General features: G+C 69.1%; 21 protein-coding genes. 2 read left to right on the top strand and 19 right to left on the bottom strand.

Translation table 11 applies throughout. From position 1 onward, the window contains the following. Positions 1 to 5 precede the first annotated feature (5 nt). The 6 genes from BKA24_RS09560 to rpsB form a co-directional block, all read right to left on the bottom strand. A complete protein-coding gene (locus tag BKA24_RS09560) occupies positions 6 to 560 on the bottom strand; it encodes a DivIVA domain-containing protein (protein ID WP_184217481.1) in 555 nt (184 codons plus the stop codon). Continuing rightward, a complete protein-coding gene (locus BKA24_RS09555) occupies positions 557 to 1585 on the bottom strand; it encodes a phosphatidate cytidylyltransferase (RefSeq protein WP_184217479.1) in 1029 nt (342 codons plus the stop codon). Before BKA24_RS09555 ends, BKA24_RS09560 begins: the two co-directional genes overlap by 4 nt. A 6-nt stretch (positions 1586 to 1591) precedes the next feature. After that, entirely contained in the window at positions 1592 to 2146 is a 555-nt protein-coding gene (gene frr, locus BKA24_RS09550; protein WP_184217477.1) for a ribosome recycling factor, read from the bottom strand. 56 nt (positions 2147 to 2202) lie between these two features. Beyond that, the gene (gene pyrH, locus BKA24_RS09545; protein ID WP_184217475.1) at positions 2203 to 2922 is read right to left on the bottom strand and encodes a UMP kinase; all 720 of its coding nucleotides are present in this window, start codon (positions 2920 to 2922) and stop codon (positions 2203 to 2205) included. A gap of 85 nt (positions 2923 to 3007) precedes the next feature. Further along, positions 3008 to 3835, bottom strand: coding sequence for a translation elongation factor Ts (tsf, locus tag BKA24_RS09540; protein WP_184217473.1), 828 nt, complete (start codon positions 3833 to 3835; stop codon positions 3008 to 3010). Between the two features lie 79 nt (positions 3836 to 3914). After that, positions 3915 to 4811 (bottom strand): 30S ribosomal protein S2, encoded by an 897-nt coding sequence (rpsB, locus tag BKA24_RS09535; protein ID WP_184217471.1) that lies wholly within the window; start codon positions 4809 to 4811, stop codon positions 3915 to 3917. 285 nt (positions 4812 to 5096) lie between these two features. Between rpsB and BKA24_RS09530 the strand changes: the two genes are divergently transcribed. Then, entirely contained in the window at positions 5097 to 5597 is a 501-nt protein-coding gene (locus BKA24_RS09530; RefSeq protein ID WP_184217469.1) for a murein hydrolase activator EnvC family protein, read from the top strand. Position 5598: 1 nt separating this feature from the next. Here BKA24_RS09530 and BKA24_RS09525 read toward each other — a convergent pair whose 3' ends face one another. From BKA24_RS09525 to BKA24_RS09485, 9 genes are all read right to left on the bottom strand, one after another. Continuing rightward, the gene (locus tag BKA24_RS09525; RefSeq protein ID WP_184217467.1) at positions 5599 to 6495 is read right to left on the bottom strand and encodes a tyrosine-type recombinase/integrase; all 897 of its coding nucleotides are present in this window, start codon (positions 6493 to 6495) and stop codon (positions 5599 to 5601) included. A 77-nt stretch (positions 6496 to 6572) separates the two neighbouring features. Then, the gene (gene dprA / locus BKA24_RS09520; protein ID WP_343066052.1) at positions 6573 to 7733 is read right to left on the bottom strand and encodes a DNA-processing protein DprA; all 1161 of its coding nucleotides are present in this window, start codon (positions 7731 to 7733) and stop codon (positions 6573 to 6575) included. Continuing rightward, positions 7730 to 9253 (bottom strand): YifB family Mg chelatase-like AAA ATPase, encoded by a 1524-nt coding sequence (locus BKA24_RS09515; RefSeq protein WP_184217465.1) that lies wholly within the window; start codon positions 9251 to 9253, stop codon positions 7730 to 7732. Before BKA24_RS09515 ends, dprA begins: the two co-directional genes overlap by 4 nt. After that, entirely contained in the window at positions 9250 to 9612 is a 363-nt protein-coding gene (locus BKA24_RS09510; RefSeq protein ID WP_184217462.1) for a YraN family protein, read from the bottom strand. The genes BKA24_RS09515 and BKA24_RS09510 overlap by 4 nt, the downstream gene beginning before the upstream one ends. Before the next feature lie 87 nt (positions 9613 to 9699). Next, positions 9700 to 10023, bottom strand: a complete 324-nt coding sequence (locus BKA24_RS09505) for a DUF2469 domain-containing protein (protein WP_184217460.1) — start codon at positions 10021 to 10023, stop codon at positions 9700 to 9702. Positions 10024 to 10086: 63 nt separating this feature from the next. Then, positions 10087 to 10746: a ribonuclease HII gene (locus BKA24_RS09500; RefSeq protein ID WP_184217458.1), complete on the bottom strand. Its 660-nt coding sequence runs from the start codon at positions 10744 to 10746 to the stop codon at positions 10087 to 10089. Continuing rightward, positions 10743 to 11489, bottom strand: coding sequence for a signal peptidase I (lepB, locus tag BKA24_RS09495; protein ID WP_184217455.1), 747 nt, complete (start codon positions 11487 to 11489; stop codon positions 10743 to 10745). Before lepB ends, BKA24_RS09500 begins: the two co-directional genes overlap by 4 nt. A gap of 139 nt (positions 11490 to 11628) precedes the next feature. After that, entirely contained in the window at positions 11629 to 11976 is a 348-nt protein-coding gene (gene rplS / locus BKA24_RS09490; RefSeq protein ID WP_184217453.1) for a 50S ribosomal protein L19, read from the bottom strand. A gap of 152 nt (positions 11977 to 12128) precedes the next feature. After that, positions 12129 to 12599, bottom strand: coding sequence for an MFS transporter permease (locus BKA24_RS09485; RefSeq protein ID WP_184217451.1), 471 nt, complete (start codon positions 12597 to 12599; stop codon positions 12129 to 12131). 51 nt (positions 12600 to 12650) lie between these two features. Here BKA24_RS09485 and map point away from each other — a divergent pair, with 51 nt between their 5' ends. Continuing rightward, on the top strand, positions 12651 to 13433 hold the full coding sequence (gene map / locus BKA24_RS09480; protein WP_184217449.1) for a type I methionyl aminopeptidase: 783 nt from the start codon (positions 12651 to 12653) through the stop codon (positions 13431 to 13433). A 4-nt stretch (positions 13434 to 13437) separates the two neighbouring features. Here map and trmD read toward each other — a convergent pair whose 3' ends face one another. The 4 genes from trmD to rpsP are packed head-to-tail and all read right to left on the bottom strand — an operon-like array spanning position 13438 to position 15399. Next, entirely contained in the window at positions 13438 to 14133 is a 696-nt protein-coding gene (gene trmD, locus BKA24_RS09475; protein ID WP_184217447.1) for a tRNA (guanosine(37)-N1)-methyltransferase TrmD, read from the bottom strand. Between the two features lies 1 nt (position 14134). Further along, on the bottom strand, positions 14135 to 14743 hold the full coding sequence (rimM, locus tag BKA24_RS09470; RefSeq protein WP_184217445.1) for a ribosome maturation factor RimM: 609 nt from the start codon (positions 14741 to 14743) through the stop codon (positions 14135 to 14137). A 1-nt stretch (position 14744) separates the two neighbouring features. Next, positions 14745 to 14975: an RNA-binding protein gene (locus BKA24_RS09465; protein ID WP_184217443.1), complete on the bottom strand. Its 231-nt coding sequence runs from the start codon at positions 14973 to 14975 to the stop codon at positions 14745 to 14747. Positions 14976 to 14979: 4 nt separating this feature from the next. Continuing rightward, entirely contained in the window at positions 14980 to 15399 is a 420-nt protein-coding gene (rpsP, locus tag BKA24_RS09460; RefSeq protein WP_184217441.1) for a 30S ribosomal protein S16, read from the bottom strand. Positions 15400 to 15454: the final 55 nt, after the last annotated feature.

Raw genomic sequence — 15454 nt, 5'->3', positions numbered from 1 at the left:
GTGCGTCAACCGACCGCGAGCATGACATCGACGACGGCGTCGAGGACGGCGTCGACCTGCGCCTCGTCGTAACCGCCGAGCTGCATGCGGAACGCGACGCCGCGCACCTGCTCAACGGAAAGCCCCTCCCCGTTCTCGAGGTAACGGGCGATCCGTCCGGCGACGAGATCGACCTCATCGATGCGGTATCCGAAGCGAAGCCCGGAGACGCGCTGAAACTTCTTGCGCTTGGGCCGGGACAGGCGATCGAGCACCTCCTGGGCGAGCGTTCGCGACGCGCCGACCCACGCGCGCGCACCCCGACGCGACATGGCGTCCGCACGCTCGCGCTTCGCGAACGCATCCTCGATTCGGGCCAGGGCTGCGTCGACGGCGGCGGGCTCGTAGCCCTCGCGCACGAGAGGGAAGCCCGCTGCCCGAACCTGAGCGGACGTGACCTGCGCTGACTCCGATTCGAACGCGGTGCGGGCTGCGCCGAGGAACGAATCCACGGCGGCGGGGTCGTAGCCCTTGCGACGGCCCGAGACGGCGGGGAAAGCGGCGGACGGGGTGTCGTTCATACGAGTGCGCTCATCGGTGACAGGAGGAAGAACAGGGCGATGCCCGGGACCATGGACGGGAGGATGGAGTCGAGACGGTCGAGGACGCCGCCGTGCCCGGGGAGGAACGAACTCATGTCCTTGATCCCGAGGTCGCGCTTGATCAGCGACTCGCCGAGATCGCCGACCGTCGCGGAGAGCAGGATCGCGAGCCCGAAGACGAGCCCCGCCCAGATCGGGATCTGGAGCATGAAGACGCCGAGGAGGGCTCCGGCGATCAGGCTCGCCACAACGGCGCCGGCGAACCCCTCCCACGTCTTGTTCGGGCTCACACGCGGGGCCATCGGGTGTCGGCCGAAGGCGATTCCGCTCGCGTATGCCCCCGTGTCGACGGCGACCGCGACGACGAGAACGGCGAGGAGCCAGTACTCCCCGTGATCCTGCTTCAGGATCGCCAGCGTCAGACTTCCGTGGAAGGCGACATAGATCGGCACGAACCCGCTGAGAAGCACGTCCGAGACGACGTCTCCGTAGCGACGCCCGTCGCGCGCTGTCATCTGCGCGACCAGGCGCCAGATGATCACGAGCACGACCGAAGCGAAGGTGACGAGCCAGTGCGTCAGATATCCGGCGAACACCGCCGCCATGATCACGACACCCGCGAACATCTGCGGGATCACGTCGATGCGCCGGCCCGCCTGCTGCAGCGCCCGTGAGAACTCGAAGATGCCGAGGAGGCACAGGGGCACCGCGAAGGCGATGAACGCCCACTTCACGAACAGCAACGAGCCGAGGACCACGACGCCGATGCCGACGCCGATCAGGATCGCCATGAAGAGGTTGCGACCGGAGCGGGCGTTGATCCGCTCGTTCGCCTCTTCGAACTCGACGCGCGCCCGCTCCATCTGGTGCTCGAACTCCGAACGCGCGTTGCGCATGTGGCTCGAGAACGCCGTGGGCTCGTTCAGCGCCGGTCCCCCGCGTCGCAGCGGCCGCGCAGGCGGCCCCTCGGGCGCGGGCGCCGACTCCGATCGTTCGTCGCTCATGGGTTCTCAGACCTCGAGGAGCTCTGCCTCTTTGCGCTTGAGCGCCTCGTCGATCAGGTCGACGTGCGTCTTGGTGAGCGCGTCCAGCTCCTTCTCCGCACGAGCCAGGTCGTCGTCGCTGACCTCGCCCTTCAGAGCGTCGAGCTCGTCCTTCGACTTGCGACGGATGCCGCGGACGTGCACCTTCGCGTCCTCCGCCTTCGACTTCACGAGCTTGACGTACTCCTTGCGGCGGTCCGCGGTGAGCTCGGGCATCGTGACGCGCACGATGTTGCCGTCGTTGGTGGGGTTCGCACCCAGGTTGGGCATGTCGCGGACGGCCTGCTCGATCGCCTTCAGCGCCGACTTGTCGTACGGCGTGATGACGAGGGTCCGAGCCTCAGGGGCGTTCAGGGACGCGAGCTGCGCGAGCGGCGTGGGGGTCCCGTAGTAGTCGACCTGCACCTTCTGGAACAGCTGAGGGTTGGCCCGGCCGGTGCGCACGGTCGCGAAGTCCTCCTTCGCCGCCTCCACCGCTCGGTCCATGCGGGTCTTCGTGTCGGCCAGGGTCTCGGCGATCACGGTCACTCCATTCGTCGGTACGTCCGGTCAAGTCTAGTCGGCGCGGTGCCGTCTCCTCAGACGCTGACGAGCGTGCCGATCGACTCGCCAAGCAGGGCGCGGGTCACGTTTCCGGCAGGCTCCATGCCGAACACCCGCATGTCCATGCCGTTGTCCATGCAGAGGCTGAACGCGGTCGAGTCGACGACCTTCAGCCCGCGCTGCAGAGCGTCGCGGTAGGTGATCGTGTCGAGCTTCTGCGCCGTGGCATCCGTCTTCGGATCGGCGGTGTAGACGCCGTCCACCCCGTTCTTGGCGACGAGCACCTCGACGGCGCCGATCTCCAAGGCACGCTGAGCGGCGACGGTGTCGGTGGAGAAGTAGGGCAGCCCCGCGCCGGCGCCGAAGATGACCACCCGCCCCTTTTCGAGGTGGCGCTCCGCGCGACGCGGGATGTACGGCTCCGCCACCTGGGTCATCGAGATCGCCGACTGGACCCGGGTGGCGGCGCCCGCCTGCTCCAGGAAGTCCTGCAGCGCCAGGGCGTTCATCACGGTGCCGAGCATGCCCATGTAGTCGGCACGCCCGCGGTCCATGCCGCGCTGGCTCAGCTCGGCGCCACGGAAGAAGTTGCCACCACCGACGACGACGGCGATCTCCACGCGGTCGACGGCTGCGGCGATCTCCTGGGCGATCTGGCTGACGACGTCGGGGTTGACCCCCAACTGGCCGGCGCCGAACGCCTCTCCGGACAATTTCAGGAGGACGCGGCGGCGTCCGGTGTTCTCATCGATCACGCGGGATCCTCTCGTCTGGTGAAGACTATCGAACGGCACGGAAAAGGGGTTCGCATCTTGCGATGCGAACCCCTTGCCGTGATGCTTACGCGCCGACCTTGAAGCGGGCGAAGCCGGTGACGGTGATACCGGCATCGGCGGCGACCTTCGCGACGGACAGCTTGTTGTCCTTCGCGTAGTCCTGGTCGAGCAGGGCGACCTGCTTGAAGAAGGCGTTCACGCGGCCCTCGACGATCTTCGGGAGGGCGGCCTCCGGCTTACCCTCGCCGCGGGAGATCTCCGTGACGATCTCGCGCTCCTTCTCGACATCGGCCTCGGGGACCTCGTCGCGGGAGAGATACGACGGGTTCGCGAACGAGATGTGCTGCGCGATCGACCGAGCGGTCTCGGCGTCATCGCCCGAGTAGGCGACGACCACGCCGACCTGCGGGGGCAGGTCCTTGCTGGTCTTGTGGAGGTAGATCTGGAACGCGTCGCCCGACAGCGTGCGGACGCGGCGCAGCTCGACCTTCTCACCGATGATCGCGGCCTCGTCGCTGATGAGCTCCGCGACGGTCTTGCCGCCGGCGTCAGCGGCGAGGGCGGCCTCGGCCGAGTCAGCGCCCGCAGCTGCGGCCGCATCGAGGACCTTCTCGGAGAGCGCGATGAAGCGGTCGTTCTTCGCGACGAAGTCGGTTTCGGCGTTCAGCTCGATCAGCGTGACCTTGCCGTCCTGCTCGCGCGCAGCGACCAGGCCCTCGCTCGTGGAGCGGTCGGCACGCTTCGCGTTGCCCTTCGCGCCCTTGAGGCGGAGGATCTCGACAGCCTTCTCGAGGTCGCCGTCGGCCTCCTCGAGCGCCTTCTTGGTGTCGACCATGCCCGTGCCGAGCTGCTCGCGCAGAGTCTTGATGTCGGCGATGGTGAAGTTTGCCATGGGTGGCGGCTCCTCAGTTGTGATGGTGATTGTCCAGATGGCGGTCGCCCCGCTGATGTCGGGGCGACCGCCGGAAGGATTACTCCGCGGACTTCTCCTCGGCCGGAGCCTCGGTCTCCGCAGCGGCGGTCTCGGTGGACTCGGCGGCGGGAGCCTCGGTCGTCTCCGCGGCGGGAGCCTCGGTCGTCTCGGCGGCGGGCGCCTCCTCGGCGGCCGGAGCAGACTCCAGGAGCTCGCGCTCCCAGTCGGCAAGGGGCTCGGCGTCAGCGGACTCGTCGGTCGGCTGGTGACGCTGGATGAGGCCCTCGGCGGCGGCGTCGGCGATGATGCGCGTCAGCAGGCTGACCGAGCGGATCGCGTCGTCGTTGCCCGGGATCGGGAACTGGAACTCGTCCGGGTCGGCGTTGGTGTCGAGGATGCCGATCACGGGGATGCCGAGCTTCTGAGCCTCGCTGACGGCGAGGTGCTCGCGCTTCGCGTCGACGATCCAGATCGCGGAGGGCGTCTTGGTGAGGTTGCGGATACCACCCAGCGACTTGTGGAGCTTGTCGAGCTCGCGCTTCTTGAGCAGCAGCTCCTTCTTCGTGAAGCCGCTCTCAGCGGGGTTCTCGAAGTTGAGCTCCTCGAGCTCCTTCATGCGAGCGAGACGCTTCGACACGGTCGAGAAGTTGGTGAGGAGGCCACCCAGCCAGCGCTGGTTGACGTAGGGCTGGCCGACGCGCGTGGCCTGCTCGGCGATGATCTCCTGCGCCTGCTTCTTGGTGCCGACGAAGAGCACGGTGCCGCCGTGGGCGACCGTCTCGCGGACGTACTCGTACGCCTTGTCGATGTACCCGAGCGACTGCTGCAGGTCGATGATGTGGATGCCGCTGCGCTCGGTGAGGATGAAGCGCTTGACCTTCGGGTTCCACCGACGGGTCTGGTGTCCGAAGTGGACGCCGCTGTCGAGCAGCTGGCGAATGGTGACGACAGCCATGGCCGTTCTCCTGTTCTTTGGGTTGATCGCGTCGGACCGGTGGTCGCGACGAGCCTGGTGCCCGGCACGCACCCGCTCCGTGAGGAGACCTGAGGGTGGGTTGCCGCGTCATCGACGCCGGGAGGCGTCGGGCCGCTCTGGGCACGCGTAGTCACCCCGACATGCGAGGTGCCCTGCCAGTGTAGCAAGAGCGCGGCCTCCTCCCCGCCGCTGCGCGGCCCGAGTTTCTTCGCAGATGCCGGACAGACGTGGGCGCGCTGACGGCGCGCGCCACACGATGCTCGGATGAGCGTCCGTGCCACCCGTCTGCTGTCCGCCGTCCTCCTTGTCGCGGCATCCCTTCTCCCCGCTCATGTGGCCCGCGCGGTGGACGGGGCTCCGGTCTGGGATCTGCCGATCGCAGGCGCCGCGGTCGTCGCCCGGTTCGAGGCGCCCGCCCACCGGTACGGGCCCGGACACCGCGGGATCGACCTCGCGCCGCCCTCAGCCGACGCCGGCGTCCTCGCGCCGGCCGACGGCGTGGTCGCCTTCCGTGGCGATGTCGCCGGCCGGGGCGTGATCACGATCGATCACGGCGGTGGCTGGGTGACGAGCATCGAGCCTGTCATCACGGATCGCGGTGTCGGAGACGCGGTCCGGCGCGGCGATCCGATCGCCGCCATCGACCGCGGAGGTCACGCCGCCGCGGGCACCGTGCACGTGGGCGTCCGGCTCCACGGCGAGTACGTGAACCCCCTGCTGCTGGTGCGCGGGATCCCGAGGGCCGTGCTGCTGCCGTGCTGCTGAGTCAGGCGCGGGGGTGAGCGAGGCGGTACGCCGCGGCGAGACGCTCTGTGGATACGTGGGTGTAGATCTGCGTGGTGCCGAGGCTCGCATGGCCCAGCATCTCCTGGACGGCCCGGAGATCGGCGCCGCCGTCGAGGAGGTGGGTGGCCGCCGAGTGTCGCAGCGAGTGCGGGCCGACGTTGCTCGCCCCGACGACGGGGGCCAGGGTGCGTCGGGTGAGCTCGTAGACGGTTCTCGGGTTGAGCCTTCCTCCGCGGGCGCCGAGGAAGAGCGCAGCCTCGCTCTCGTCCGCGACAAGCGAGGGTCGGCCGCGAACGAGATACGCGTCGACGGCGGCTCGCGCGGGCGCTCCGAGCGGCACCACCCGCTCTTTCGATCCCTTACCGAGGACGCGCACGGTCCCGCCGGAGGAGTCGAGGGAGGCGAGGTCAAGCCCGCAGACCTCGGAGACGCGGAGCGCGCCACCGTACAGAACCTCGAGGACGGCGGCGTCGCGCAGCGCGACCGACTCGCCCGCATCGGCGGTCCGGCGCATATCGTCGAGCGTGTGGGAAAGCGTGGCGGCGGATGCCACGGTGGGCAACGTCCTCCCACGCTTCGGGGAGATCAACCGCACGGTCGGATCGCTCGAGACGACACCGTGCTCGAGGGCCCAGGCGAAGAATCCGCGCACCGTCGCGGTGCGTCGTGCCAGCGTGCTGCGGGCGATGCCGTTCTGCGTGGCGACCCATTGCCAGTCCCGGAGGGCATCGATGTCGATGACCTCGAGAGGGACGTCGCCGGTCATGGCGATGAGATCGTTCAGGTCGGCCCGGTATGCACGCACCGTCGCGGGCGACAGCCGACGCACCTGCGACAGGTGGTCGGTGTAGGCCGTGGCCGCAGCGGAGATCTGCACGCTTCTTAGGATGCCGCGCCGTCACCCGGGACGGGCGGAGTGCGCACGGGTGTCGTCGACCGGGCCGCGCGGCGGTGTCAGCGTCCGGTGCTGAGCCAGCCGGCGGCTGTCCGTCTCGCCGTCCCTTCGAGTTCGGCGAAGCCCAGCAGGGTCTGCGCGTCGTCCACCGAGAAGCCGGCACGCCGGGCGACGTCGGCGAGCGGCCGGGGAGACCGGGTGCTGAGTGCGTCGGCGAGCCTGCTGGTGTGGTCGGTCCGGGTTCCTTCCGGCAGCCGCGTCCCCGCCGTCTCGCCGAGGAGCTCACGGACCTCGTCGACCGATGTCACGCAGCGCGCGTCATACTCGCGCAGCAGGCGGTGGCACCCCGCGGATGCCGCACTCGTGACCGGGCCCGGCACCGCCCCGAGCGGTCGGCCGAGCGACGCGGCGTGGCCCGCGGTGTTCAGCGACCCGGATCGCCAGCCGGCCTCCACCACCACGGTCGCCGCCGACAGCGCGGCGATGAGCCGATTGCGTTGCAGGAATCGCCACTTCGTCGGCGTCGTGCCGCAGGGGGCCTCGGCGATGACGGCTCCTCCGCTGGCGGCGACCCGCCGGAGCATATCGGCGTGACCGGCGGGATACAGCCGATCGACGCCGCCGGCCAGCACAGCGATGGTGGTCCCGCCGGCGGCCAGGGCTGCACGGTGGGCCATCCCGTCGATTCCGTACGCCCCGCCGGACACGATCGCGATGCCGGATGTCGTCAGCCCTGCGGAGAGCTCCGTCGCGACGTGCTCGCCGTAGGCGGTGGCGGCCCGCGCGCCGACGAGGGCTACCCCCGGCGCACCCGCCGTCGCGCCCAGCGCGCCGCGCACCCAGACCGCGTGCGGGGCGTGCGCTCCGAGATCGGAGAGGCCGACCGGCCATGCCTCCTCGAGCGGAGTCAGAAGACGGGAGCCGGAGCGCCGCGCTCGGTCGAGAGCATCGTCGACGGTGCTCACACGCGGCATCCAGCGGGCCAGTCCCGCCTTCCAGCGTTCATCGGAGGTCTGCCGTCCCGCCCCTTCGAGAGCGAGATCGAGGGCATCGGCGGCGCCGAGCGCGTCGATCGCGGCACCGGCGACCGCGTCGCCCGGCTCCGTGAGGCACGTCCACACGGCGCGCGCATGGCTCTCCCGCAGAGCCTCCTCCTCGGCGAGCACGCCCTCGGAGACGAGACCCGCCATCCGCTCCCGGATCCGCTCGAGCGCGATCACTCCGCGACCCCGCGCTTCAGGTAGAGCGCCCGGCCGATGTCGGCCGGAGTCAGGGCGTCCCGCTCCGCGAGGTCCGCAACCGACCAGGCGACCCGCAACACCCGGTCGTAGCCGCGGATCGTCAACGCTCCCCGACGCAACGCCTCATCGAGCGGCCGACGGACGGCGGGGCCGGGCGCGCAGGGCCCGGATCGGAGCCACTCCCCCGTCGCTTCCGAGTTCGTCGCCCACCCTGTGCCGTGCAGTCGGCGCTGTGCGCGGTCGCGCGCGGCGGCGACGCGATCCCGAGCCGCGGCGGTGGTCACGACGTCGGTGTCGGCGGCGGCGGTCACGGCGACCCGAGGCAGGTGCAACTCCATATCGACTCGGTCGATCAGAGGGCCGCTCAGTTTGCCGAGGTACCGCCTGATGGCGAGCGACGGGCAGGTGCAGGCACCGCCGCGCACACCGTAGTTTCCGCACGGGCAGGGGTTGGTCGCGAGGAGCAGCTGGAAGCGCGTCGGGAAGGTCGCCTGGAAGCCCGCGCGATGGATCTCGATCACCCCGCGCTCGAGGGGTTGCCTCAGCGCGTTCAGTGCGTGGCCCCCGAACTCGCCGGCCTCGTCGAGGAACAGCACGCCGCCACTTGCCCTCGCGATCGCGCCCGGTACGGCCGACCTGCTGCCTCCACCCACGAGGGCAGCAGCACTCGCGGTGTGATGCGGCGCCTCGAAGGGCGGCGTGCGCGGCAGGGCCGTCACCGGCATGCCCGCGAGCGAACGCACCGCCGCGACGTGGAGCGCAGCGGCGTCGTCGAGATCGGGGAGGATGCCGGGCAGGCGACGCGCGAGCATCGTCTTGCCCGCGCCAGGAGGGCCACTCATCATGACGTGGTGCCGGCCGGCAGCAGCGACCAGGAGCGCGTCCACCGCGTCCTGCTGGCCGATCACCTCGGCGAGCTCGGGGGCGTCGGCCTCCTGTTGTGGGGAGGTCGCCGCCTCCACCGGGGCCTCGTCGATGCAGGGGACGTCGAGGCCATGCAGCCTCGCGACATCGCGGAGACTGATCGCGCCGCAGACGTGCATCTCGGAGACGAGCGCAGCCTCCGCGGCGTTCGCCCACGGGACGACGACCTGCGTGAAACCGGCCCGGGCGGCGGCGACCACCGCCGGGAGGACACCGGGCACGGGGCGCAGGCGACCGTCGAGCCCCAGCTCGCCGATGTGCACGGTTCGTGCCAGCGAGGCGGCATCCAGAGCCAGCTCCGTCGCGACCGCCGCGATCGCGACGGCGACATCGAGCCCGGTGCCGCGCTTGGGGAGGTTCGCCGGGGACAGGTTGACGGTGACGTGACGTCGCGGGAGGGCGAGCTCGCTGTTCGCGCACGCGTTCTGCACACGCTTCTGCGCCTCGGCGACCGCCTTATCGGCGAGGCCGATGATGGAGAACCCGGGAATCTGGTTCGACAGGTCGGCCTCGACCTCGACGAGGTCGCCGGTGAGGCCGCTGAGGACGACTGACCACGTGCGGCTGACGCTCATCGGAGGTCCTCGAGGTGCTCGAGGACCGCGGTCGCCGGGTCCTCCCCCGTGATGCCGATCAGGTCGAGTCGCAGACGAAGTCCGCGAGCCGCCTCGGGATGGGCCACTACCCACGCGCACGCCAGGCGCCACAGCCGATCGCGTCGCCGGAGATCGACCGCCGCGAAGGGGTGGCCGAACCACTCGGTCCTGCGCGTCTTGACCTCGACCACGACGAGGTCGCGCCTGCGGGCCGCGACGATGTCGAGCTCGCCCTCGCGGTGACGCCAGTTGCGGTCGATGATCCGATAGCCGCAGTCCTGGAGGTAGGCGGCGGCCCGCTGCTCCCCCGCGCGACCCCGGTCGTCTTTCGCTGCCATGACGCCAGACTGGCGAAGCGGCACACTCCCGAGCCGGTCAGGACACAGACTGTGGAGTCCGCCGGGGGGGCGGACGCTGGGGAGGAATCAGCCGTCGAGTGAGAGCTCGTCGGGCAGCTGGAAGTCCCGACGCTGCAGCTCCTCGACGTTGACATCCTTGAACGTCAGGACGCGCACCGACTTGACGAACCGGTCTGCACGGTAGATGTCCCACACCCACACGTCGGTCATCGAGATCTCGAAGTAGAAGTCGTGCTCCGTGTCACGGCGGAGGACGTTGACCTCGTTGGCGAGGTAGAAGCGTCGCTCGGTCTCGATCACATACTGAAACTGACCGACGACGTCGCGGTACTCCTTGTACAGCGCCAGCTCAAGCTCACGGTCGTAATCCTCGAAGACTTCGTCATCCATGGTGAGTCCATCCTAGGAGAGCGCCGAGGCGATGACGCGCCCCGGCGGCGCGGATGGTGATCGTCAGAACAGTGTCGGAGCGGCGGCGATCGACCACGAGGCGCGATGGTGGATGCTGAGCCCGTGGGCGCTGATCGCGGCGCGGTGCTCGGCGCTCGCGTATCCCTTGTTCTGCGCCCATCGGTATGCCGGATGCTCCTCGTGCAGTGACATCATCAGTTCGTCTCGCGCGACCTTCGCGATGACGGATGCCGCGGATGCCGAGGCGCAGTCACGGTCGGCCTTGATGATGGGCATGACACCCCGTCCGATCGGGGCGATCGGAGTGATGTAGTCGTGGTTGCCGTCGAGGATGACGAGCGCGTCGTCGATCTCCACACCGAACTCTCGCAGCCCGTCGATCGCGCGCACGGCCGCCAGGCCGAGCGCTCTGATGATGCCGACGCTGTCGACTTCCGCAGCGCTGGCCCACCCGACGGCGCTCGCGGGAACCCACTCCCGCACGCGGGCGGCGACCGAGGCGCGCCTGCTCTCGACGATGAGCTTGGAGTCGCGGAGGCCTTCGGGCACGCGCCGCCGACTGAGTGCGGCATCCGCCACCGCCGCACCGACGGCGACCGGTCCGGCGAGGGCGCCGCGGCCCACCTCGTCGCACGCGATGACGAGCGCGTGATCGCGCAGGAGGCGCCGCTCGACGCTCAGGCGGGGTGCGACGACGGTCACTGCGGCTCCGTGTCGGGGACGCCGCTGAACACATCGTGATGGCCGTCGATCATCCCGAGCCGGTCGAGGGGCCACGTCTTGATGAAGGCGCGACCGACGATGTTCTCGATCGGCACGAATCCCTGGCCGGGCTGGTCCTGGTGGTAGCGGGAATCCTGGGAGTTGTCCCGGTTGTCGCCCATCACCCACACCGAGTCCTCGGGCACGGTCACGTCGTACTCGAGCTCTCTCGGGGCGCTCTGCGAGGCGCCGAGTTTGAGGTAGTCCGCCTCATCGAGTGGCACGCCGTTGACCGTGGTCTGGCCGAGCGCATTGCAGCAGACGACGTGATCGCCCGGAAGGCCGATCAGACGCTTGACGAGATGATCCTCGCTGTCAGATGCGGTCAGACCGACCAGCGACGTGATCCAGTCGACGGCTGCGGCGAGCGGGGGCTGGGGCGGCTCGTAGGTCGCCGGGAGCCATCCGCCGGGATCGCGAAAGACGACGACATCACCCCGGTCGTAGCCGCCGAATCGAGGGGTGAGCTCGTCGACGAGAATGCGGTCCTGCTCCTGCAGTGTGTTCTCCATCGAGCCGGACGGAATGTAGAACGACCGGACCAAGAACGTCTTCACGAGGAACGAGACCAGGATGGCGACGAGGAGGATGACGAGGATGTCGCGAAGGAAGAGCCACGGCCCGCGGCCTGCTTTCGCCCGTGCGGGCAGATCCGTCGAGGGCGACGCGGGTTCCGTGCTCATGCTGTCCTTCACCGGCCCGTCCGGCGATCGGTGGGCACAGTCCAGGGTCGCACATCCCGACCGGAGCAGACGGCGAAACTGCCGTCAAACGACGGATGCCCCGAGACCGTGGTCCCGGGGCATCCATCGTGAAGAGCGCTCAGCTGTCGCGCTTCTCCTTGATCTTGGCCTTCTTGCCGCGCAGTTCGCGCAGGTAGTAGAGCTTCGCGCGACGCACGTCACCGCGGGTGACGACCTCGATGTGGTCGATCACCGGGCTGTGCACCGGGAAGGTGCGCTCGACGCCCACCTGGAAGCTGATCTTGCGGACCGTGAAGGTCTCGCGCACACCGTCCCCCGAGCGGCCGATGACGACGCCCTGGAAGACCTGGATACGCGAGCGGTTGCCTTCGGTGATGTTGACGTGCACCTTGACGGTGTCGCCGGCGTTGAAGGTGGGGATGTCGGATCGCAGCGAGGCTGCGTCGACGGAGTCGAGGATCTGCATGATCGTCACTTCCTGCGACCGCCCCAGGTCGACCGCGAGAGTAAGAGGGAAAAAGGATGCGGTGCCCCCGACGCCTGAGTCGGCGTCGTGCTCCCCTGAGGCAGAGACCGGTCAGGGCACGAGGATCCATTCTGCCATGGATCCTCTGCGCCTCAAAACGCGTCGTCGGCCGGTGGGCGGCGTTCCTGAAGCACCACCACGGGCGGCGACTGCTCGGCTGCCGGCGCCGTGTATCGGCGCAGCAGCACCGACGGTCGCGCCTCCTGGAACAGCTGCCAGAGCGAGGACCAGAGAACCGCCAGATATACCGCTGTCGCACCGATCAAGAACGGCCAGAACCACGCCTGGACGAAGAATCCGACGGCGATCGTCAGGAGGTGCCACAGGGCGACACCGCCCACGTCGAGCCAGGAGAGCGAGCGACTGTGTCGCACGGTCCCCCGCATCCGGACCAGGAACGTGAGGAGCAGCTGACCGAGAAGCACCGAGGGGATCGCGATGAACAGCACCCACGCCAACGCCCACCCGCCGGCGTCGGAGACGATCCACCCGATGAGGATCCATACCGGCAGGACGACGGCGGACGGAGCCATCCACTGGAACATCGCTCGACGCAGCCACATGCTCCGATGCTACGCCGACCCGGCAGAATGGAGCCTGAGGGAAGGAACCCCATGATCGAGCTGCGCACACCCCCCGAGATCGAGGCGATGCGCCCGGTCGGCCGATTCGTCGCCGAGGCTCTCGCCACTCTCCGTGAGGAGACGCGCGTGGGCACGAACCTGCTCGCGATAGATCGACGAGCCCATGACCTGATTCGCCGGGCGGGGGCGCAGTCCTGCTATATCGACTATCACCCCTCCTTCGGCGCGAGCCCGTTCGGCAAGGTGATCTGCACGTCCGTCAACGACGCCGTGCTGCACGGCCTGCCTCATGACTACGCCCTCCGCGACGGGGACCTCGTCTCGCTGGATTTCGCGGTGTCGATCGACGGCTGGGTGGCTGACTCCGCGATCTCCTTCGTCGTGGGCACGGCGCGGGAAGAAGACCTCCGCCTCATCGACACGACCGAGCGCGCGCTGGCGGCTGCGATCGACGCCGCCGTCGTCGGCAACCGCATCGGCGACATCTCTCATGCGATCGCCGAGGTGTCGCGCGCCGACGGCTACGCCATCAACACCGACTTCGGCGGACACGGCGTCGGCAGGGTGATGCACGGGGACCCGCACATTCCCAACGATGGAAAGCCCGGTCGCGGGTATCCGCTGCGCGCCGGCCTCGTCGTGGCGCTGGAGCCCTGGCTCCTGCAGTCGACCGACAAGCTCCTCACCGACCCCGATGGGTGGACGCTCCGCAGCGTCGACGGCTCACGCGGAGCACACTCCGAGCACACCGTGGCGATGACGGAGGATGGCCCCCTCGTGCTGACCGACCGCTCCCACCTCGGCGTCGACTGATCGATCAGTCCGGGAGGAGGTCGGGCCGCCGCGTGCGTGTGCGTTCCACCTGCTGCGCGTGGCGCCACTCGCCGACGCGGCCGTGATGCCCGCTCAGGAGGACGTCCGGAACGTCCAGACCGCGCCACGACGCCGGTTTGGTGTAGGAGGGGTACTCGAGCAGGCCGTCCTCGTGCGACTCCTCCACGAGACTGAGGGGGTTGCCCACCACTCCGGGGACGAGACGGCCGACGGCCTCGATCATCGCCATCGCCGCCACCTCGCCGCCGTTGAGGACGTAGTCGCCCAGGCTGACGAGACGCACGCGGCCGAGCCCGGCGGCGTAGCTGAACACCCGCTCGTCGATGCCTTCGTACCGACCGCACCCGAAGACGAGGTGGCGCTCTCCACTGAGCTCGCGGGCGGTCGCCTGCGTGAACCGTTCGCCCGCCGGTGACGGGAAGATGATGACGGGATCGTCGGAGGCGCCGTCGTCGGACGCGATGGCATCCAACACCTCACCCCAGGGTTCGGGTTTCATTACCATCCCGGCGCCGCCGCCATAGGGCGTGTCATCGACCGTGCGATGCCGATCGTGCGTGTGGTCTCGCAGGTCGTGAACCCGCACATCGAGGATGCCCGATCCTCGGGCGCGCCCGAGCAACGAGACTTCGAGGACGTCGAAGAAGGCGGGGAAGATCGTGACGACGTCGATGCGCACGTCAGTCTCCGGACGTTCCTTCCGAGGACGCGTCGACCGCTTCGGTCTCGTCCTCGTCGGTGGGCAGGTCTTCGAACAGGCCTGCAGGCGGCGTCACGACGATGCGGCCCCCGGCGGCGTCGACCTCGGGGACGATCGCCTTGACGAAGGGCACGAGCACCTCGCGGCCATCGCCGAGCCGGACGGTGAGGAGGTCCTGGGCCGGCAGGTGGTCGACCTGAGTGATCCGACCGATAACCTGGCCATCGCGCACCACGTCGAGGCCGACGAGCTGGTGGTCGTACCAGGCGTCGTCTTCGACGCGTGCGGTCTCGTCATCGTGGTCGAGCCAGAGGATCGCCCGCACGATCGACTCGGCGGCGGTGCGATCCTCGATTCCTTCGAGGAAGACCACGGGATGCGAGTTCATCCATTTGAACTCGCGAACGGTCACCGTCTTGCCGTGCCAAGGAGACGACTCCGGCACCTGGAGGGTGAAGACCGCACCGGCGGTGAACCGACCGTCGGGGTCGTCCGTGTAGAGCTCGAGCTTGAGCGCACCCTTCAGGCCGTGCGCTTTGACCAGACGCCCCACGCGCAGCTGCGTGTGAGCGGAGCGGGCGGCCGACATCTCAGTCGTCCGCCACATCGACGCGGACGCGTCGCCCGTCGGCGAGAGCCGACACCAGCGTCCGCAGGGCTTTCGCCGTGCGACCGCCGCGCCCGATCACGCGACCCCGGTCATCGGGGTGCACGCGAACTTCCAGGACATCGCCGCGGGGCGACGTGCTGGAACGGATGGTCACATCGTCGGGGTGATCGACGATCCCCTTGACGATGTGCTCGAGCGCGGCGGGCAGCAACGGATTACTCGGCGTCGGTCGACTCGGCCGGCGCGTCGGTCGCAACCTCGGCGGCGGGCTCTTCGGCCTTCTTCTCCGCCTTCGGCTTCACGACGGACTTCTTGGACGAGTCCACGACGAACTCTTCCTTCGCCGCGGCGGTCTTGACCGTCGAGACGGCGTTCTTGTCGCCCTTGAACTTGCCCCAGTCGCCGGTCAGCTTGAGGATGGCCGCGACCTGCTCGGTCGGCTGCGCGCCGACGGAGAGCCAGTACTGGGCACGCTCGGAGTCGACCTCGATGAACGAGGGCTCCTCGGTGGGGTGGTACTTGCCGATCTCTTCGATCACGCGGCCGTCGCGCTTGGTGCGCGAGTCGGCGACGACGATGCGGTAGTAGGGGGCGCGGATCTTGCCGAGGCGCTTCAGACGGATCTTGACAGCCACAATTCTCCTGAATGGTGTTGTGAAAGGTGATGAACGTCGCCTGGAGCGTGGGGTG

The organism is Microbacterium marinum (assembly GCF_014204835.1).
Lineage (GTDB): Bacteria > Actinomycetota > Actinomycetes > Actinomycetales > Microbacteriaceae > Microbacterium > Microbacterium marinum.
Note: the sequence above shows the minus strand (reverse complement) of the source record. Positions and strands in the feature narration are given on the sequence as shown.